We start from the raw sequence: 17,828 nt of genomic DNA on the forward strand, positions 1-17,828 counted from the left end.
CCTTCATCGTTGTTTCGCAAAGAATCATTGTAGTGCATGACTGTCATGTTCTCCTAAATTTGGGTATGAGCGCAAAGAACGCCAATGTTTCGATGAGAGGACACTCCATGACTACCAATCAGCCGATCGATGTTGCGATTATCGGCGGCGGCCCAGCGGGCTATGCTGCAGCCATTTATGCTGCGCGATCCAATCTAACGACGACCGTGATCGAGCAAGGCATGTCGGGAGGACAGATCGCCACAACCAATGAGGTCGAAAACTATCCGGGCATTCCGCTCTTGAGCGGTGCCGAACTCGGCGAGCGTTTTCAGCAACATGCAGAGGGCCTGGGAGCACAGGTTGCATGGAGCATGGTTACGGGTATCGATTACGATGCGGATGCGGCGCTGTTTACGGTGCATCACGATACGGGCGACACGGTGGCCTCAAGCGTTATCGCTTGCATGGGCGCCACGCCGCGCTCTGCTGGCTTTATCGGCGAGGATACGTATCGCGGTCGCGGTGTTTCGTATTGTGCGACGTGCGACGGCATGTTCTTTCGTGGCAAACAGGTCTTTGTCATTGGCGGCGGTAATGCTGCCTGCGAGGAAGCCCTGTTCTTATCAGAAATTGCCAGCAGCGTGACCATCGTCTTGCGCCGCGATCAGTTCCGTGCTCCCGATGGCGTGGTTCAAAAGGTGCTCGCTAAAGATAATATTTCGGTTAGGTACCAAACTAGTATTGTGGAGCTATCGGGCGAGGCCATGCCTACAACTATCACGTTTAAGGACAACGCCACTGGCGATACCTATTCCGAGTCCTTCGATCCAGGTTCGTTTGGCATCTTTGTCTTTGCCGGAACACAGCCCCATACCGAGCTAGTACAGCATCTGGTGGATCTGGCGCCTGACGGCGGTATCGTTACCGACGACTCGATGGCCACGCGCACGCCGGGCTTGTTTGCTGCCGGCGATATCCGTTCCAAGCGTTTACGCCAGGTTGTGACCGCCGTTTCGGACGGAGCCATAGCGGCTACCAGCGCATACGCCTTCTTACGAGGATAAGTACGATAATATATCTTATGTAAGGTTACTATCTATATACAAAGTGGTTGGACGGTGCGTCAATGTGCTGTCCAACCACTTTTACTTAGCGGCTATGTGGTATGCAAAACTAGATATTCTAGAATACAATATAGATAACGAACGGAGGTCTCTTATGAACCACGTCAAACATGTTATCCCGATGTCCGATACATCGGTCAGCATTAAGCCGGAGGATATTCAGCCGACGGTGCTGCCGGATGCATTTATTCAGTCCGATATGGTGGGTAAACTCAATGCGTTGAGCCTGCCACGCTATGACCAGCTGCCCAACGTAACGCTCTATCGCGATCAGGTTATTGAATATGTTGCGCTGTGGATGGAGCCGCTTTCGATTTGCGTAGAGCAGCCCGTTATCACGCCTTCGATGATCAATAACTACGTAAAGGTCGGCCTCGTTCCTGCTCCGGTTAAAAAGCAGTATGGCCGTGAGCAGATTGCGCGTCTCATCGCCATTTGTATCTTTAAGCAGGTGCTGCCCATCGCTGCGGTTCAGGCGCTCTTTAATATTCAGCGCTTGAGCTACGACGCTCCGACGGCCTTCGATTATGTAGTCGATCAACTTGAGGCATCGATTCGTGCGGCTTTTTCCCTTGAGCAGACTCCCGTGCCCGATACCGCACATCAGGTTACGCGCGAATCGCTGCTCGTACGCAGTGCGGTTTCGTCTTTTGTATCGAAGGCGTACCTGATGAGCTACCTCAAGTTCAATGGGTTTAATAGCTAGGCGACGTATAACGCGGGCGGGATAAAGAGCCATCAGTCACTTTGTCCCGCCCGCGTTTTTGCTTGGTTGAGCTTTATTGGCCCGAAGCCATGCCCATGCCGTAGCCGATGATGAGACCATGCATCTCGGCGTAATAGGAATCTAGGCCGTTGCAGGGCATGATGATAGTCTTGGAGCCTGGCCAGTGCTCCACAATGCGGTCGGCAAGCGCCTGGGCTCCAGCTTCGTTCTCAACGTGATCGATGATGACCTCGCCGCCCGTGAAACCCTCGGCCTCCATGGTGTTGACAATCTTGGTGAGCATCTTCTTTTCGCCACGCGTATGCCCAACGAGTTCAATTTCGCCCGCTTCGCTCGCCGTGCCCAAAATGCGGATGTTGAGCTTGTTGGCAATAACACCGGCCGCCTTGGGGATACGTCCGGCCTTCGCAAGGTTTTCGTAATTGCATAAACTAAAGAGGATCTTGCTGTTCTGCTCCAAGCTATCGAAGTAGGCGCAGGCTTCCTCAAAGGAGGCATCCGGTTTACTTGCTAGATAACGGTCAAACAGTAAGAAGATCAGGTCCATCTTTCCGCCTGCTGCGCGCGAATTAACCAGGTAAATCTTACGATTTGGCTCTTCGGCAAGCACCATGTCACGCGCGGTGGCCGCGGCATTGTAGCTTCCCGAGACGCCCTCGGAGATGGGCATGCAGATCGTCTTGTCGGCGAGCTTAAAGAGCTCAGCCCACTCCCCTACGCTTGGGCAGGAGCTCGATGATGCGCTGGATTCCGATTGAATGGCAACATTAAGCTCGTGAACATCGAGCGAGAGATCGTCGACAAATTCACGCTCCCCCACTCGGATCTTAAGGGGTGCAAATGCAAAGGTGGTATGAGGTGCGGTTGGTTGCCAATCGCGAAGATTGCAGCTCGAATCTGAGATGAGTGCCCAGCTCATTGAGGGTCCTTTCTAGTTGTTCCTCAACAATTATAGCTATCTTTTGGATAGATGCTGCGCATATCTAGTATTCAAAACTAGATTGTAGTTTACACACAAAATGGGCGGTCGAGATAAAACAAAGGACCTCGCTCCCAAAGGATACGAGGTCCACTTTCGTTAGCTGAGTTAAAAACACTTAATAGCGAACGAAAATATAATTGTTGTTCATGCCAGCGGCAACGGAGCTGATGATAACGCCCGTGCTGTAGTCGGAAGCATGGATCATCTGGCCGTTACCAATGTATATGCCGGTGTGGTAAGAGTTAACAACGACGTCGCCCGGCTGAGGATCAGAAACACGGGGCCAACCCATGAAGGTGCCGGTAGTGCCCAGGCGGCAGTAGCGACCGGTGAGACAGTAGCTTACAAAGCCGGAGCAGTCAAAGCTGTTCGGGCCAATACCGCCCCAGGAATAAGCGCAACCAAGCTTGCTATAAGCGCGAGAGACAACGCTGCCGCCGTCAACGGACTGGCTCGGCGCGGAAGGGGCCGGTGCCGGGGCGGGCGTCGAGGGCTGCGGCGTGGGAGCAGGAGCGGGCGCGGGCGCAGGCGTGTTGCCGCCGCCGTTGTTGGTCGTACCGCCACCATTGTTGGTGTTCTCGGTCGTACCGGCGGTGTCGTTGCTCACCGTGGCCTTTTCGGCGGTGCTGGCATTTATGCCAGCCTGCAGCGCGGCGTTCGCCTCGGCCTCGGCAGCAAGCTCGGCCTGCAGCTGTGAATCCAGGGAGTTCACGACACTCTGGGCCTCAGCCTGCTGGGCGTTGAGTTCGTCGACCTTCTTCTGCGTCGCGGCGACGTTCTTCTCCTGCTCGGCCTGCTTATCGGTGAGCTGCTGCTTAAGGTTCTTGACCTCCTGAATGGTCTGGGCCTGCTTGTCGGAAACCTTGCCGTAGTAGAACAAACGGTTGAGCATATCGCCCAGATCGTCGACGCCCGTCAGAACCTGAAGGAGACTCAGACCGCCGGTCTTGTACTCACCGGCAACGTAGCTCGAAAGCTTTGCCTGACCCTCGGCAATCTCTTGCTGCTTTTGCGTGATCTCGCCTGCAGTCTGATCAAGCTCCTGCGTCTGAGCGGAGAGTTCTTCATGAATTTGCTGGGTTTGCGTACCGATCTGCTCGAGTTTGGTACGAGCAGCGGCAAGATCGGACGCGGTATCGGCATAGGCAGGAGCCGCGAGGCCCAAGCCCAAAACACAAGCGAGGGTTGCCGTAGCAGCGCAGCGTGCCATGTTTTTGTGCGTGTTTGCTGTGCGCATGGAGCTTCCTTTCCGGTATCTAAGGGTAGCGGCTAGTCCACCGTTACCAGGCTAAAGAGCTCAACGTCCTCGTTAGAAGGCGTGAGCTTCTTGCGCGGATTAAGAAACGCAAGCTCAAGGATACAACCATAACCTACGAGCTTTGCGCCCATATCTCGCACTAGTTTACCTGTTGCCTCAACGGTTCCGCCTGTCGCGACCAAGTCGTCAAGAATCAACACGGTATCTTTAGAGCTGATGGCATCGACGTGAATCTCAATCGAATCGGTTCCATACTCGAGCTCGTATTCCTGGCTAACGGTCTTACGTGGCAGTTTTCCCGGTTTACGTGCAGGAACAAAGCCGGCGCCGAGTGCCACGGCAACAGGCACGCCTACCATAAAACCGCGAGCCTCGGGTCCTACAACCTTAGTGATGCCCATGCCGGAGAAATGCTCCGCTAGCGCGTCGACCATGGCTTTAAGCGCTTCGGGATTGCTAAAGAGCGGCGTGATGTCCTTAAAGACGACTCCGGGCTCGGGATAGTCGGGGATGTCGACGATGTGAGATTCGAAGTCGTACATGGTGTGACCTTTCATGGGAGGCTGGTTTGTAGAAGCGTTTATTTGTCCGCGCTGGCGGTGCCGGTGTGCGAGGGGGCGACAACCTTAAGCGGCTGCACGAGGGATTCCTCGCGCACGGGGACCGCGGAGACAGATGCCTCTTCGCTTTTGGCTTTGGTTGATTCGGAGCGTGCGATCTCCTCATCGAGGGCATCGATATCGGCGTCCTCGACTACGGCGTTGAGTGACTCAAACACGCGGTTCTTGAGCAGCGCAGTATGCACGCCCTCGGTGAGGTCATGTAACTTCTTAAACGCGCGTTCGAGCTTGGCATCGCGTTCGTCATCGGAGGTGTCCATGCCAAGCATGCTCACGAGCACTTGCTCGAACATCGAAGACTCGCGGTTGGCGGATGATACGTACTGACGAAGGTTTCGCGGCTCGATATGAAAGCGTGACAGCTCAGAACAGTAGCGGATAATCGGAAAATCGCGCCCGTCGACGAGCTCGCGGTTCTGCGGACTCTTGATAATGCGAATAAGGTCGTTTTCGGCCAAGGAGCGAATAAACGAGATCTCGACGCCCAACATATCCGGAATGGTCTCGATGGGGTGCAGCTTTTGCTTGGTTTCCTTTGGTTCCGTCTTGAGCGGAACATCGGACAGCAGACCCACCTCGTAGGCAAGCGTGGAGAGATCTGTAGCGTTTTCCAGACGTTGCTTGATCACGTTGAGCGGCATGTAGCGAGTTTTCTGCAGGTGCAGAATGACCTCTAGACGGTCAACGTCCTCCTTGGAGTATTGGCGATACCCCTTAGGCGTACGATGAGGGGTGATGAGCCCCTCATCTTCTAGAAATCTAATTTTTGAGTTCGAAAGATCGGGGTATGCGCCTCGAAGTAAATTGACGACCTGGCCGATACTCAGATAGTTGCGTTCGGCCATGCCCTACTCACCGGTTTCGATGCGCTCCGGCGTGCTCTCGTGGTAGATGAGCGTGAACGTACCGATCTGGACGGAAGATCCGTCGTGCAGCGGGGCGGCATTGACGATAGCGCCGTCAACCCACGTGCCGTTGAGCGAGCCTAAGTCCTCGATGCGAGCAGCCAGACCCTCGCGAATAATGCGTGCGTGGCTACGCGATACGGTCATGTCATTGAGGAAAATGCCATTTGCCGGATCGCGGCCAATGGTGGTCACATCATCCTCGAGTTCAAAGGCAGCACCGGTCTGCGGCCCTTTGACAATAGACAGAACGGGGGCAGTGATGCGAACGTTCGCCATAAGATCGGGGACGGTAACGTCGCTCGAAGGCACACGGAAGACGCAGGTTGCGTCGGCAGTCTTATCGTTTTGAGGCATATTGTTAACCATGTTGTCCATGACAACCCCTAACTTAACGCGGACATGCCGCAAAGAATGAACTGTACGTAATAATACCCCAATGGCTTAGTCTTCGATTTCGGGGTTAAGAAAGTCGACGTCTTCGTCCTCTGGATGCGCGACAGCCTGTTTAATGGCCGCTCCACCCTTAATGGAATAGATGACAGCGGTGAGCATGGAGAAGATGACGCCGCCATACACAAAGAAGATGCCGAGCGGTACCGAACTGCCGTTGAGGCCCGGGAAGGCCGTGAACGTGGCGGGCAGCAGATGCCAGCCGTCCACGGTGGGAAAGCCCAGCAGCATGAGCGAGAAGCCGGTCATGAGCAGCGCCGTTGCAATCTTGCCGGGAAACACTACGTCGATGGGGCGGCGGTGGTAGTGGCGCACGATGAGCGTGCCGATGCCCAGGTAGATATCGCGACCGATGATGAGCACGCAGACCCAGATGGGAAGCTCGCCGCGAACCACGAGGCCTAAAACGCCCGTAAATAGCAGCGCACGGTCGCAGATGGGATCCATAACCTTGCCGAGCCACGAGACCGTTTTAGTCATGCGGGCAATCTGACCGTCCATCCAGTCGGTGGAGGCCGCGATGGCATAGATGACAATGGCGACGACACGGTTGTTGTCCGTCACAAACAGGTACAGGAAGACCAGCGTGAGGATCAGGCGCGTGAAGGTAATGAAATTGGAGATCGTGAAAATCTTATTCGACGGGTAATCGGAGGTGCCGATAAGCTCCTTTTTGATCTTCTTTTTGATGCCCACAGGACTCCCCCGCTGGTAAACGACAAAACTCTCGATACTATACCCGTTCTGGCGATGTCTATCCAGCGCGAGCATAGAGAGTCCAGACATATGGAGGACGCTGCTGGGTGCCACGAGGACTCTCGCGCCGTTGCTTTAACAAAAAACTCTCACAGGAAGTAGCCGCGAGGGCTATGTTGGTAGTTGCAGCTACAGTTATTGTTGAGGGTGAGCAGCGCGTCGCGCACGCCGTAGAGGTAGCCGCTGATGAGCGCCCAGCGCACGCGCTCGTCGAGCACCGGCGCAGAATAGCGATGCTTCCCTTTGTACATGGGCACACAAGGGGATACAGCAAAGGCGACCGGAGGTCGCAATGCCCTCCTGGTGAATAGCTACCAAGGTGGGTAAAACCACATCGAACGCCGCTCACGCCAGGGCGGCGTTCACCTTTTGGTTCCACCCGCCAGCACCTCCCCTCTTGATACTGCAAGGGTTTCATTGTGGTGATAGACCGACACCGTTCATCGTTGTTTCGGGTTCGTTCGCAAAGTCGTGAACGCACTCCCCTCTTGTTCAGCGCATAATGGCGCACCGTATGCGGCTGAGCGGCCGCACGCTAAAGGAGAGGTGCCCGCATGGGCATCGAGAGAGAGGATGCAGTATGAACCTGAGGGAAAAGTACGGTGAGTGGGGCCTGATCCTGGGCGCGACCGAGGGCGTCGGCAAGGCGTTCTGCGAGAAGATCGCCGCCGGCGGCATGAATGTCGTCATGGTCGGCCGTCGCGAGGAGAAGCTGAACGTGCTCGCCGGCGAGATCCGTGAGACCTACGGCGTGGAGACCAAGGTCGTGCGCGCCGACTTTAGCCAGCCCGACGCTGCCGAGACCGTCTTCGCCGCGACCGAGGGCCTGGACATGGGCTTCATGAGCTACGTGGCCTGCCTGCACAGCTTCGGCAAGATCCAGGACACTCCCTGGGAGAAGCACGAGGCCATGATCAACGTCAACGTCGTGACCTTCCTCAAGTGCTTCCACCACTACATGCGGATCTTTGCCGCCCAGGACCGCGGCGCCGTGATCAACGTCTCGTCGATGACCGGCATCAGCTCCAGCCCCTGGAACGGCCAGTACGGCGCGGGCAAGGCCTTCATCCTCAAGATGACCGAGGCCGTGGCCTGCGAGTGCGAGGGCACCGGTGTCGACGTCGAGGTCATCACCCTCGGCACCACCCTAACCCCCAGCCTGCTGTCCAACCTCCCCGGCGGCCCGCAGGGCGAGGCCGTCATGAAGATCGCCCTCACCCCCGAGGAGTGCGTCGACGAGGCCTTTGAGAAGCTGGGTAAGGAGCTCTCCGTCATCGCCGGCCAGCGCAACAAGGACTCCGTCCACGACTGGAAGGCCAACCACACCGAGGACGAGTACATCCGCTACATGGGCTCGTTCTACCGCGACTAGCAGCTGCCGCGGCGCGTGCGCGAGGGCGCGTGCGGGTTCGCAGGAAGAGATGCGAGTGCGAGGGTTTCTTTGCGGGGGCGTGCGGATGCGGCGCCCGCAAAGAAACCCTCTTTTCATGGGTGGGCGCGACGGCACCTCGGCGCTCACCGTCTAGGGCGACCTGCCCGGCTCCCCCGCGATCTCCCTGCACGGGACCCTGCGCTCCGGCATCCTCTGGACCGTGTCCCGCTCGTGCCTAGTGGGCCGGCCGATCCGGCCCTCAGGGTATCGGATTCCCGCATTCATCCGTACATGTTCGTGTGAATGCGGGAGGTGTTCGGATGAGGTTGATATTCAAGGTGTAGACCGTTTTCTTGGTACTCCTCAAATGCGGCAGGGTTTTTCGAGTTTGTAGATGCTAATATAACCCTGCTCTCGAAAGAGGGCTCAGTCCCGGCTGGTAAACCTGACGTTTGGCGTGGTGTGCGTGACACGCATAGCGGGCATGGCCGCGATAGAATTTTCCATGCGGAGGGGTTCGACCCCACAGCGCCCCGAGGGTTTCGGGGGGCGAACTGGCAGGCAGGGAACCGGGGTGCAGGCTGTCCAGAAGGAGGGGTGTAATGCCTCTTCTTCTTTTTTGCCACATCAATCTTCTGGCTTGATAGGTTTTTCGTGCGTGTGATTGGGTTGCGGAAGGGATTGGCATGAGAGTTGCGGAAATTGCGGAAAGGGTCGGTTGCGATCCTGAGTCTGCGTATTCGAAATTCGCCGACACACGTGAAGGCACACGCTTTCACAACATGCAGTGGCCCACTTTCGTCACTGACGAAAACTATCGCTTGTTTTGCAAGGCGCTGGCAGATTATGCCAACTCAGAGGAAGGCCCCCAAAGCAACGGCCGCCATGAATTGTTCCTGAGCGTGCACGAGCTGTTCGAAAAGGGCAACGAGATCGGCGGCGCCCCAAAAAAGCGCCACTACAACCTGGACAAGTCGTTCATAGGCACGGACGAGGCAAATCTCATGCTGCTCAAAGCGGCGCATAAGGGAATGACCCAGCAAGCGATCGCCGCGTACCTGGGCTGCTCGCGCACGGCGGTGCAAAAGCGCCTGAGCGCCCTGGCAGGCGGCGTGCGTTTTGGCGACTCCTACATCAAGGCCGAGCCGACAAGCCGCGGCGGCCTGAAGTCGACGGCTCACCCGATCTTCCTGCCGCTGCGATTGCATGAGGTGTACCTGATACTGTCGGCATTAGGCGAGTTTCGAGCGGAACGGTCAGGCGGGGACCCAGAGCGCGTCTTGGCCGATGATCTCGCTGGCAGAATCTATTCCCAGCTGAGCGACTACGCAAAGGGCGGGATCGACAGGGCATTGACTGAACGAGGGATTCGCCGCGGTGGGCAAAGGCCCGACTTCGACTCAAGCAAGGGCGTGGACGATTCGGATCGTATCGTTATGTATGAGAAGATGGGTCTCAATCTTGAAGTCGTGCTTGTAAATGGAGATAAGCTCGACGGCCGCTACGCGCGCCACGCCGATCTTCAGAAATGCGTAAACGCCGCCGAAATAAGCAAAGACGGCAGCTATATCGTGTTTAAACTTTTGGATGGCAGATACTGGGCGGTCGACGATTCTCAAGTAGTGAGCGTAGCAGCCGCACCCGGGGATTAGGTTGCGGCCAAGTCCCTCGTTCGCCCTCCCAGGCGGTACCGCTGCGGCCGATTTCATGTTTGCTTACAGGCGAAACAGCCGCCCTTGCGTTTTTCTAAACGCAACCTCTTCGTGCGCTCGTAAAAAATCGAATCGATAAAAACTGGCAACAACCCTTCTGAACGGGTATCCTTTCGCAGGATGCGCCTCGAACAGCACTTTCTGCCTGCGCGATTTCGTGCATGGCCGTCCTTTTCGTTCTATTTCTTAAAATGTCAACCTCAGGTTTTCACGCCTTTTCGGCTTCAGGTCGTATGCTGCAATCAGCTCGAGCGACCGAAGCCCATCGCAACACCGAAAGGCATGAACCATGAAGTACAACGAGAAGGGCAACAACGCCTCAGCCCGTCACCCCGAGACTGCACCCTCGACCATCAACTTCGCGTACGGTAGCAACCTTGACATCCATCAAGTTGAAACCCGCTGCCCCGGCGCGGTGCTGCTGGGCAAAGCGACCCTGAACGGCTATGAGCTGGCGTTCGATACCGCCGGATACCTCACCATCACCAAGCGCGAGGGGTCGCATGTGCAAGGCGCGCTGTGGGCGCTCGATAGCTCTCACGTGGCGTCTCTCGACCGCTACGAAGGCGTTGCATCTGGTTGCTACCGCAAGGAAACCGTGACCGTCGGGCGCGAAGGCGATGTGGTTCCCGCAACCCTTGAGGCGATGGTCTACATCTCTGAGCGCACCCCGCTGCGCAAGTACACCGAAAAGTACGATTACATCGACCGCGTGGTCGAAGCCGGCCGCGTGATGCAGCTTGATGAGGCAACCTTGGCGCAGATGTCCGACATGCGCGCCGACAGCCTGGACCGCTTGCGCGCGCAAGAAGAGTCGGCGGCGTATGGCGCAGCCAAGATCGACCTCCCCGCTGCACGCGAATACGCCGACTTCGTGTGCGGTGAAGGTCACCAGATCGCCGATTGCACATGCCGTTACACCGGTTACTACGCACGCCGTTTCCCCCGTGGCCTTCAGCAGCATGGACGCATCCTGCGCTCTAAGCGCTACCAGGTGATGGAAGCGAGTGAGGCCACCTTCTGCGGGTCTCACCGCATCTACTTGGCAATCAAGATTCCAGGCGAGTTCGGTTACAAGATTGACGTCCCCGAAGGGTTCCGCGCAGTGCGCAGCAGCGACCCTGCGCTGCAGGCAGACCTTAGTTACTCCCTTACGCTGGATGAGTTCGAAAAGCAGCGCAAGGCCCTGCTGCGCACCCTGCTCGGCTGGTGCAACAGCCTGCCTGAGTTTGACGTGCACAACTTTAATCGTCCCTCTGTCCCGGTGTTCAGCGCGCGCGAACACTCCGCCGACACCCGCGAGTATGCGGAAACCCCGTACTTCGCATATGGCTTTGACATCAGCCATGACCGCATTGCCAAAAAGCTCGAGGGCGGTCACCATGTTTATGCAACCAAGGCGAAGCTCTATGGCTACACGCTGGCGTGCGACGCGAAGGGCCGTCCCACCATCACGCGCATGGAAGGATCGTTTGTGGAAGGCGTGCTGTGGCATGGTCTCACGCGGGGTGAGGTCCAGGCGCTGGACAAAGCGAACGGCGTGCAGTACGGCACCTATGCAAAAGCCGGCGTTACGGTGAAGATTGAGGGCGAACCCACTGCGAGGGAAGAGAACGCATTCGTGTACATCTCTCGGCGAACCCCGCTTTCTGCAGTTACGAAAGACATCGAGGCGTTTGGCGCGATGCGCGACGAAGCCATCGCCCTGAAAATGGAGCGCGCCACCGTGGCGTGCATCGACGCCATTCTGCGTGCAAGCGGATGCCCCTGCGTGCAGCCCGAAGCCCCTGCGGCAGAAATCGCAGCCCTGGGAATCAGGGAGCTCACGCCCGAGCAAACCATGAAGTGCATGCTGTTCGTGTGCCCGAAGTGCTTTAAGCCCTTGGGCGAATGCGAATGCGGCAAGCGCCCTGATCACCTGGTAGCGATCGACCACGAGCTGCAGCCCCACGTGCGCATGCTGAACGATAAGGGTTATGAAACGCAGACCTGTTGTGCCGGGCATGCAGACGAGGGCTGCCACGGTTACCTGAGATTTAGGCGCCGCTTCCGCGCACTAGAGGAGGTATACGGCGGTCAGCTGCCCAACGAGTCTCTTATGGAAGCGCCGCAGCGCATTGGCAGCACGCGCCATGCAGCGCTGAACCTGCCCGGCACCCCCGAAAGCTATGTCGTGTACCTGGACAACAGGGGTTACGACATTCGCTTTGAGCCGCGCCGCGGTGTGAAGCGTGAGCAGTTCGTGCAAGACAAGCCCACTATGTTGAGCGCATTGCTGCAGTGGTGCGAGTCTCTCCCGCAGCGCGAATAGCCTGCAAACCGTCTGAACTGGTAAGAATCGCCAAGCGCGTGGGTCGATGTTCGAATCCTGACCCGCGACTTCCGAGCCCCCTTCTAGTCCCAAGCCCCGATCCTCAAGCCCTCAGCCCTGCCCCTCAATGCGCCCTTGAGCGTGCGCATGCGGCGTCTATGAAGTTCCTCCAGCGCTTCGGGGCGTTCTCGACGATGAAGTCGATGACGGTGGCGAGCTCGCCCTAGTCGAGCCCGCGCCGACGCACTCTCTTGAGGTCGCACGAGAATGACGGCGCGAACGCCGCCCTGAGCCGCACGCTCACGCCGTCGCCTAGGACTTCGCCGGCATGGCGGCCCAGATGGCGGACTCTGGGGCGATTACGCCGCAGGTGCCCGCAGCGATGGCCGGTGGCACCGTCGCGGTGTCGGCTTAATACCCGCGGCGTTAGCTTTTTGGAGCGCAGTGCCTTGTTTCGGCAGGCACGGAAGCCTTCCTCTCGCTGCCGAAAGAAATCGAAAAAGTATCGCGGCCCTTGGGCGGTGTCGGGGTTCCGTGCGAACGTGCGGGGAATTAGTGAAGCAGGGCGGGACAGTTGGCTTGGATGTCGTAGCCGCAGTAGCTAGGCACAGGTAGGTGATTTTCGCGTATGTAGAAAAATTTAGGCTAGATAGACTACAAATGTGGAATCAAAACGAATCAGTGAATTCAACAAATATGGAAAGAAAGTGAAGGGGGGATCCATTAAAACCGAGATTCTACAAAAGTGCAGGTAGAAGGGCGTGTCTTTATTGGCTAAAAAACAGCCGGTGATTCTCCGGTGATTCCCTGATGATTCCTGATAAAAAAAGGTCAGGCACTAGGTGCCTGACCTGCAAACTTCTGGTCGGGACGACTGGATTCGAACCAGCGACCCCTTGACCCCCAGTCAAGTGCGCTACCAAGCTGCGCCACGTCCCGAAGCATTTGTTTGTTGCTCTGCTCTCGCTCGCAACAGGGAGTATAGTAACCCGAAACTTTGTTCTTGTGCAAGAACTTTTTTACAAATTTTGAAGCAAGTCCAAAATTGTATCTGCAAGCTGGGGTTTTGTTAGAACGGGAAGTTCTTGCGTGCCCGCTGTACTCACTATCCAGGCCTTGTTGGTATCGGTCCCAAAGCCCGAATCGGCGCGCGAGACATCGTTGGCGATAATGGCATCGCAACCCTTGCGCACGAGTTTGCGCTGCGCGTACTCCACGACGTTATCGGTCTCGGCCGCAAAGCCGATCACACGGCGATCGCCCTTTTGGCGTGAGAGTTCGGCCAGGATGTCAACGGTCTCGACGAGCTCAATTCGATCCAGGCGCTCGTTGGCCTTTTTGAGTTTATGGTCCGCCGGGGCAGCAGGCGTGTAGTCGGCGACGGCGGCGGCACAAATGGCCGCGTCGGCCGTCTGAAAGGCGCTCAGCGCCGCCTGGAGCATTTCCGCGGCGGTTTGTACGCGCACGCACGCTACACCGCGGGGAACGTCGAGCGATGTCGGTCCCAGCACGAGCGTGACGGCGGCACCGCGGCGCGCGGCCTCCCCCGCCAGGGCGATGCCCATCTTGCCCGATGACCGGTTGCCAATGAAGCGCACGGGGTCGATCGGCTCGTGCGTGGGGCCGGCGGTGATCACGATGCGCTTGCCCACAAGGTCCTGAGGAGCGGGGTCGAGCAGCTTGCAGACGGCCTCGACGATGTCCTCGGGCTCGCTCATGCGTCCCGTGTCCACATCGCCACAGGCAAGGTAGCCGCTACCCGGACCCACAACGTGGACACCGCGCTCACGCAGCGTGGTCATGTTGGCCTGCGTGGCCGGCGCCTTCCACATGCCATTGTTCATGGCCGGTGCGACCACGATAGGACGCGGCGTGGCAAGCAACGTAGTGGAGATGAGGTCATCGGCGATGCCGTTGGCCATCTTGGCGATGATATTGGCCGTCGCGGGCGCCACGACCACCAAATCGGGCTCCTGCGCCAGCGAGATATGGTGGATGGGGTCGGAGGGGTCGTCGAACAGACCCACAGCGACCGGCTCGCCCGTGAGCGCGCGAAAGGTGAGCGGGCCCACAAACTCCGTGGCATGCTCGCTCATAACGACCTTAACGCGGGCGCCGCGCTTTTGCAGCAGGCGCACGATATTGCACGACTTATAGGCGGCGATCCCGCCGGTAATGCCCAGCAGGATCGTTTTTCCCTCAAGTTGCATTGAATTGTCGGGTGCCGTCGTCATTGTTAGGCTTCCTTATTGGGGAGCACGAGCAGGCGGTGGCAGTACGGGCAGTGCGTAATCTCACTACCGTCGTGGTTGAGGTCGCTCATGGACGACGCCTGCAGCGCGGTGTGGCAGACCGTGGGGATGTTGCCCTTGATGGTCTCGACGGCCAGGCCACGGAACTGCTTGAGCAAACGCTCGTAGTCGGTGAGCACGTCGGTCGGCAGCGTGGCGGCAAGCGCGGTGCGCTCCTTGGTGGCGGCATCAATCTGGGCCTGCAGGTCGGCGGCCTTGGAACGGGCAGCCTTGGTGTCGGCCTTCACGCCCTCCTCGAATTTGGCGATGATGACCTGCGCGCGAGCCTCACGGTCGAGCGCCTCCTTGTGGGCGACAACGACATCCTTGCGGGTGTGCTCAATCTTGTCCAGTCGCTTGGCCAGGGTGGCGAGCTCGTTTTCCAGATCCTGGACCTCGCGGTAGTCAGAGCCGTCGAAGTGGCGTTTCTTGGCGGCCTCGATGGCGTTGTTGGTCTGGATCTCGGTGGTGTTGAGATCGTCCAGCTCAATGTCGAGGTCCTTGCGCTGAGCATAGAGCTTGGTCATTTCGGACTTAAGCTTTACATAGGTTTTGCGCTTTGAGGCGAGCTCCTTGAGCTCCGGCATATTGGCAAGTTCGCTCTTGTTGCGGGCGAGCTCCAAATCGATCTGTTGCAGCTTGAGTAGCGTAGCGCCGGCGCTCATAAGTTCTCTCCTTTTGTCACAGTCCACCATTGGCAAGGGTTCAGTATTTTAATCGCATGACGGGGGTCGACCCCGGCGTCAACCGCAGAGTTCATCAAGATATCCACGAACGGCTCCTCGGAGCGGTCGTGGCCGAGCAAGATCACGCTCAGCCCGCGCAAGGCAAGATCTTGCGCCACGTGATAGCCTGCCTCGCCCGTCACGATGACATCCGCACCGGCGGCGATGGCAAGCTCGCCAAAGTCGCCGAGGGAGCCGCCCAGAATGGCGACGGTGCGGCACGGGCGCTCGGCATCGCCCCATACGCGTGGGTCGCTGCCAAAGGCCGTGGCAGCACGGGCGGCAAGATCGCGCAGCGTGTACGGGTCGTTGAGTGTTGCAAAAACTCCCAGGCCGCAGGCCTCGGGGTCGTCCACGTGCTCCAACGAGCTTGCAGGCGCCGCGTCCAACAGCTTACTTAGGCAGATGCGTGCCTCGTGCGAGCGGTCCAGGTTGGTGTGGAGCGAGATAATGCTCACCCCGCAGCGGGCCGCCTCGTAGAGCGCCGCGCTGCATTGGGGGCGCGTTGCGCTGGGCGGGCAAAACGACTCGGGCGCCTTGATGTAGACGGGATGATGCGTGAGCAACACGTTGGCTCCGGCTTCCAAGGCGCGCTGCACGTTGTCCCTGGTGGCGTCGAGCGCGCAGGCAACGCCGCGGATCTCGTCGTCGGGGTCGCCAACGGATAAGCCTACGTGGTCCCAGGGCTCGGCGTCCGTCTTGGGATAGCGTGCCAGCAGGGCGCGCTCAAGCTCGGCGACGATCATGCGGCACCTACAATCGAGAGCAGCGTCTGGGCAAAGTCGTCCAGATCGCTCGGATTCACGCGGTCATCGAAGGAGATGCGCAGTGCGCCCAGCGCCTGCTCGCGACCAATGCCCATGGCGCTGAGCACGTGGCTCGGGTCCATGCTGCCGCTCGAGCAAGCCGATCCGGCCGAAACCTCAAAGCCGGCGGCGTCGAGCTTGATGATGAGCTCCTCGGAGTCCATGCCGTCAATATAGATCGATACCATGCCTGGCAGACGGTCGGCCTGCGTGTAGTCGCCCATGGTGGCGTGAATGCGCGGATGGGCCGTGAGCGTGGCGTAGAGCTTGTCGGAAAGGGCTTGCAGCTTCTTGCGCTCCTGAGCCACATGGGGCGCCAGAGACGAGGCGGCAGCGGCAAAGGCCAGCTGCGTGCGCAGGTCCTGCGTGCCGGCACGACGTCCGGCTTCCTGTCCTCCGCCAAAGATGCGGGGGCGCAGCGGCGTGCGGCTTTTTAGGTATAACGCGCCGGAGGCTACGGGGCCGCCAATCTTGTGTGCTGCAACGGTCATGGCATCGACGCCCAGCTCGGTCACATCGAGCGGAATATGCAGATAGCCCTGGATGGCATCGGTGTGGAACAGGGCACCCGCGGTGTGCGCAGCCGCGGCAAGCTCGCGAATAGGCTGTACCACACCGGTCTCGTTGTTGGCGGCCATGATGCTCACGAGCGCGACGTCGTCGCCCAACAAGTCGCTCAGCGCGGCAGGCTCGATGTAGCCCGCGCGGCAGGGCTGCACCAGGTCGACGGTAAAGCCCGCGGCTCGCAGCAGCGATAGGTTGTCCAGGATCGAATCGTGCTCGATGGCCGAAACGATCACGCGCTCGCGCTTACGATCGCGCTGACGAGCACCCTCGGCAAGTCCGAGGAGCGCCAGCTGGTTGGCCTCGGTACCGCCGTTGGTTAGGACAATCTCGGACGGGCGAACGCGCGCGCCAAAGCTGCGGGCGATCTCGCGGCGTGCAACCTCCAGACGTGCGGCAGCCTTGCGGCCGAGCGAGTGCAGCGAGTTGGGGTTGACGCCGGCGAGCTCGCTGTCGTCATATTCGCGCTGCGCAAGGAGCGCCTCGGCGCGCATGGGCGTCGAGGCGGCATAGTCAAGATTCACGGGTATGCGGTTTTGACCTGCGGTCATAAGGGTTTATGCCTCCTGTGCGGCCTCGTTGCCCAGCTTCTGCAGCAGCGCAACCTCGGCGGCGGGATCTTCGGACTTAAATACGGCGGAGCCGGCTACCAGGACATCGGCACCGGCCTTGACGACCTCGGCAATGTTTTTGGAAGAGATGCCGCCGTCGACCTCGATCAAGGGCGACACACCGTGGCGCTCGCACATGGCCTTGAGCTCGTGGAGCTTATGCAGCGTGCCCGGGATAAAGCTCTGGCCGCCAAAGCCGGGGTTCACGCTCATGAGCAGCACCATGTCGACGACCTCGATGATGCTCTCGAGCACGCAGACGGGCGTGGCGGGGTTGAGCACCACGCCGGCCTTGACGCCGCGCTGCTGCAGATGCGTGAGCGTGCGGTGCAGGTGCGTGGAGGCCTCATAGTGCACGGTGATCATATCGGCGCCGGCGTCGGCATACCAATCGACGGTCTCGTCGGGGTTCGACACCATCAGGTGCGCGTCGACCGGCACCTTGGTGGAGCGCTTGACGGCCTTGAGGATTTCGACGCCAAAGGTGAGGTTGCCGGTAAAGTGACCGTCCATGACGTCGAAGTGCACAAAGTCGGCGCCGGCGATCTTGTCGAGCTCGCCCTTAAGGTTGGCCATGTCAGCCGAAAGGACGGACGGAGCGATTTTGATGGAACCCATGGTAGTAGCCT

Annotated in this window: 17 protein-coding genes and 1 tRNA gene; 5 read left to right on the forward strand and 13 right to left on the reverse strand. The window is 58.8% G+C overall.

The features are described 5' to 3' along the window. The first annotated feature begins 107 nt into the window (after window positions 1–107). Entirely contained in the window at window positions 108–1,046 is a 939-nt protein-coding gene (locus ACTQ48_RS05945; protein ID WP_441055692.1) for an NAD(P)/FAD-dependent oxidoreductase, read from the forward strand. A gap of 154 nt (window positions 1,047–1,200) precedes the next feature. After that, window positions 1,201–1,812, forward strand: a complete 612-nt coding sequence (locus ACTQ48_RS05950; RefSeq protein ID WP_427726793.1) for a DUF1836 domain-containing protein — start codon at window positions 1,201–1,203, stop codon at window positions 1,810–1,812. 73 nt (window positions 1,813–1,885) lie between these two features. On the opposite strand, the gene ACTQ48_RS05955 is transcribed toward ACTQ48_RS05950, so the two are convergent. From ACTQ48_RS05955 to ACTQ48_RS05985, 7 genes are all read right to left on the reverse strand, one after another. Continuing rightward, window positions 1,886–2,752, reverse strand: a complete 867-nt coding sequence (locus tag ACTQ48_RS05955) for a DegV family protein (protein WP_441570363.1) — start codon at window positions 2,750–2,752, stop codon at window positions 1,886–1,888. 178 nt (window positions 2,753–2,930) lie between these two features. After that, window positions 2,931–4,052, reverse strand: coding sequence for a coiled-coil domain-containing protein (locus ACTQ48_RS05960; RefSeq protein WP_441048408.1), 1,122 nt, complete (start codon window positions 4,050–4,052; stop codon window positions 2,931–2,933). Window positions 4,053–4,084: 32 nt separating this feature from the next. After that, on the reverse strand, window positions 4,085–4,615 hold the full coding sequence (locus tag ACTQ48_RS05965; protein ID WP_195838556.1) for an adenine phosphoribosyltransferase: 531 nt from the start codon (window positions 4,613–4,615) through the stop codon (window positions 4,085–4,087). A gap of 38 nt (window positions 4,616–4,653) precedes the next feature. Continuing rightward, the gene (ftsR, locus tag ACTQ48_RS05970) at window positions 4,654–5,538 is read right to left on the reverse strand and encodes a transcriptional regulator FtsR (protein ID WP_441570364.1); all 885 of its coding nucleotides are present in this window, start codon (window positions 5,536–5,538) and stop codon (window positions 4,654–4,656) included. Between the two features lie 3 nt (window positions 5,539–5,541). After that, window positions 5,542–5,976 (reverse strand): FHA domain-containing protein, encoded by a 435-nt coding sequence (locus ACTQ48_RS05975; RefSeq protein ID WP_195838557.1) that lies wholly within the window; start codon window positions 5,974–5,976, stop codon window positions 5,542–5,544. A gap of 66 nt (window positions 5,977–6,042) precedes the next feature. Next, window positions 6,043–6,747: a CDP-alcohol phosphatidyltransferase family protein gene (locus ACTQ48_RS05980; protein ID WP_427726787.1), complete on the reverse strand. Its 705-nt coding sequence runs from the start codon at window positions 6,745–6,747 to the stop codon at window positions 6,043–6,045. Window positions 6,748–6,896: 149 nt separating this feature from the next. Next, a complete protein-coding gene (locus ACTQ48_RS05985; protein WP_441570365.1) occupies window positions 6,897–7,058 on the reverse strand; it encodes a hypothetical protein in 162 nt (53 codons plus the stop codon). A 329-nt stretch (window positions 7,059–7,387) separates the two neighbouring features. Here ACTQ48_RS05985 and ACTQ48_RS05990 point away from each other — a divergent pair, with 329 nt between their 5' ends. The 3 genes from ACTQ48_RS05990 to ACTQ48_RS06000 all read left to right on the forward strand — a co-directional run bounded on the left by ACTQ48_RS05990 (window position 7,388) and on the right by ACTQ48_RS06000 (window position 12,202). Next, on the forward strand, window positions 7,388–8,179 hold the full coding sequence (locus ACTQ48_RS05990) for a 7beta-hydroxysteroid dehydrogenase (RefSeq protein WP_154516391.1): 792 nt from the start codon (window positions 7,388–7,390) through the stop codon (window positions 8,177–8,179). Window positions 8,180–8,865: 686 nt separating this feature from the next. After that, window positions 8,866–9,831, forward strand: coding sequence for a hypothetical protein (locus ACTQ48_RS05995; RefSeq protein WP_441570366.1), 966 nt, complete (start codon window positions 8,866–8,868; stop codon window positions 9,829–9,831). Between the two features lie 349 nt (window positions 9,832–10,180). After that, window positions 10,181–12,202, forward strand: coding sequence for a gamma-glutamylcyclotransferase family protein (locus ACTQ48_RS06000; RefSeq protein ID WP_441570367.1), 2,022 nt, complete (start codon window positions 10,181–10,183; stop codon window positions 12,200–12,202). A gap of 862 nt (window positions 12,203–13,064) precedes the next feature. Here the strand turns inward: ACTQ48_RS06000 and ACTQ48_RS06005 are convergent. The 6 genes from ACTQ48_RS06005 to rpe all read right to left on the reverse strand — a co-directional run bounded on the left by ACTQ48_RS06005 (window position 13,065) and on the right by rpe (window position 17,817). Continuing rightward, window positions 13,065–13,141 (reverse strand) — tRNA-Pro (locus ACTQ48_RS06005). Window positions 13,142–13,221: 80 nt separating this feature from the next. Beyond that, the gene (gene coaBC, locus ACTQ48_RS06010; protein ID WP_441048414.1) at window positions 13,222–14,436 is read right to left on the reverse strand and encodes a bifunctional phosphopantothenoylcysteine decarboxylase/phosphopantothenate--cysteine ligase CoaBC; all 1,215 of its coding nucleotides are present in this window, start codon (window positions 14,434–14,436) and stop codon (window positions 13,222–13,224) included. 2 nt (window positions 14,437–14,438) lie between these two features. After that, on the reverse strand, window positions 14,439–15,158 hold the full coding sequence (locus ACTQ48_RS06015; protein ID WP_441570368.1) for a zinc ribbon domain-containing protein: 720 nt from the start codon (window positions 15,156–15,158) through the stop codon (window positions 14,439–14,441). Then, window positions 15,155–15,964, reverse strand: a complete 810-nt coding sequence (locus ACTQ48_RS06020) for a Nif3-like dinuclear metal center hexameric protein (protein ID WP_441570369.1) — start codon at window positions 15,962–15,964, stop codon at window positions 15,155–15,157. Before ACTQ48_RS06020 ends, ACTQ48_RS06015 begins: the two co-directional genes overlap by 4 nt. After that, the gene (locus ACTQ48_RS06025; RefSeq protein ID WP_441570370.1) at window positions 15,961–17,139 is read right to left on the reverse strand and encodes a cysteine desulfurase family protein; all 1,179 of its coding nucleotides are present in this window, start codon (window positions 17,137–17,139) and stop codon (window positions 15,961–15,963) included. The genes ACTQ48_RS06020 and ACTQ48_RS06025 overlap by 4 nt, the downstream gene beginning before the upstream one ends. 6 nt (window positions 17,140–17,145) lie before the next feature. After that, a complete protein-coding gene (gene rpe, locus ACTQ48_RS06030; protein ID WP_441570371.1) occupies window positions 17,146–17,817 on the reverse strand; it encodes a ribulose-phosphate 3-epimerase in 672 nt (223 codons plus the stop codon). Between the last annotated feature and the right edge of the window lie 11 nt (window positions 17,818–17,828).

The sequence above is a fragment of the Collinsella sp. Sow4_E3 genome, assembly GCF_052116285.1.
In the GTDB taxonomy this organism is placed as follows: Bacteria; Actinomycetota; Coriobacteriia; order Coriobacteriales; family Coriobacteriaceae; genus Collinsella.

Excerpts from the sequence above, each read along its gene's own strand:
- ACTQ48_RS05945 (WP_441055692.1), top strand. The coding sequence starts at position 108 with ATGACTACCAATCAGCCGATCGATGTTGCGATTATCGGCGGCGGCCCA.
- ACTQ48_RS05950 (WP_427726793.1), top strand. The coding sequence starts at position 1,201 with ATGAACCACGTCAAACATGTTATCCCGATGTCCGATACATCGGTCAGC.
- ACTQ48_RS05955 (WP_441570363.1), bottom strand. The coding sequence starts at position 2,752 with ATGAGCTGGGCACTCATCTCAGATTCGAGCTGCAATCTTCGCGATTGG.
- ACTQ48_RS05960 (WP_441048408.1), bottom strand. The coding sequence starts at position 4,052 with ATGCGCACAGCAAACACGCACAAAAACATGGCACGCTGCGCTGCTACG.
- ACTQ48_RS05965 (WP_195838556.1), bottom strand. The coding sequence starts at position 4,615 with ATGTACGACTTCGAATCTCACATCGTCGACATCCCCGACTATCCCGAG.
- ftsR (WP_441570364.1), bottom strand. The coding sequence starts at position 5,538 with ATGGCCGAACGCAACTATCTGAGTATCGGCCAGGTCGTCAATTTACTT.
- ACTQ48_RS05975 (WP_195838557.1), bottom strand. The coding sequence starts at position 5,976 with ATGGACAACATGGTTAACAATATGCCTCAAAACGATAAGACTGCCGAC.
- ACTQ48_RS05985 (WP_441570365.1), bottom strand. The coding sequence starts at position 7,058 with ATGTACAAAGGGAAGCATCGCTATTCTGCGCCGGTGCTCGACGAGCGC.
- ACTQ48_RS05990 (WP_154516391.1), top strand. The coding sequence starts at position 7,388 with ATGAACCTGAGGGAAAAGTACGGTGAGTGGGGCCTGATCCTGGGCGCG.
- ACTQ48_RS05995 (WP_441570366.1), top strand. The coding sequence starts at position 8,866 with ATGAGAGTTGCGGAAATTGCGGAAAGGGTCGGTTGCGATCCTGAGTCT.
- ACTQ48_RS06000 (WP_441570367.1), top strand. The coding sequence starts at position 10,181 with ATGAAGTACAACGAGAAGGGCAACAACGCCTCAGCCCGTCACCCCGAG.
- coaBC (WP_441048414.1), bottom strand. The coding sequence starts at position 14,436 with ATGACGACGGCACCCGACAATTCAATGCAACTTGAGGGAAAAACGATC.
- ACTQ48_RS06015 (WP_441570368.1), bottom strand. The coding sequence starts at position 15,158 with ATGAGCGCCGGCGCTACGCTACTCAAGCTGCAACAGATCGATTTGGAG.
- ACTQ48_RS06020 (WP_441570369.1), bottom strand. The coding sequence starts at position 15,964 with ATGATCGTCGCCGAGCTTGAGCGCGCCCTGCTGGCACGCTATCCCAAG.
- ACTQ48_RS06025 (WP_441570370.1), bottom strand. The coding sequence starts at position 17,139 with ATGACCGCAGGTCAAAACCGCATACCCGTGAATCTTGACTATGCCGCC.
- rpe (WP_441570371.1), bottom strand. The coding sequence starts at position 17,817 with ATGGGTTCCATCAAAATCGCTCCGTCCGTCCTTTCGGCTGACATGGCC.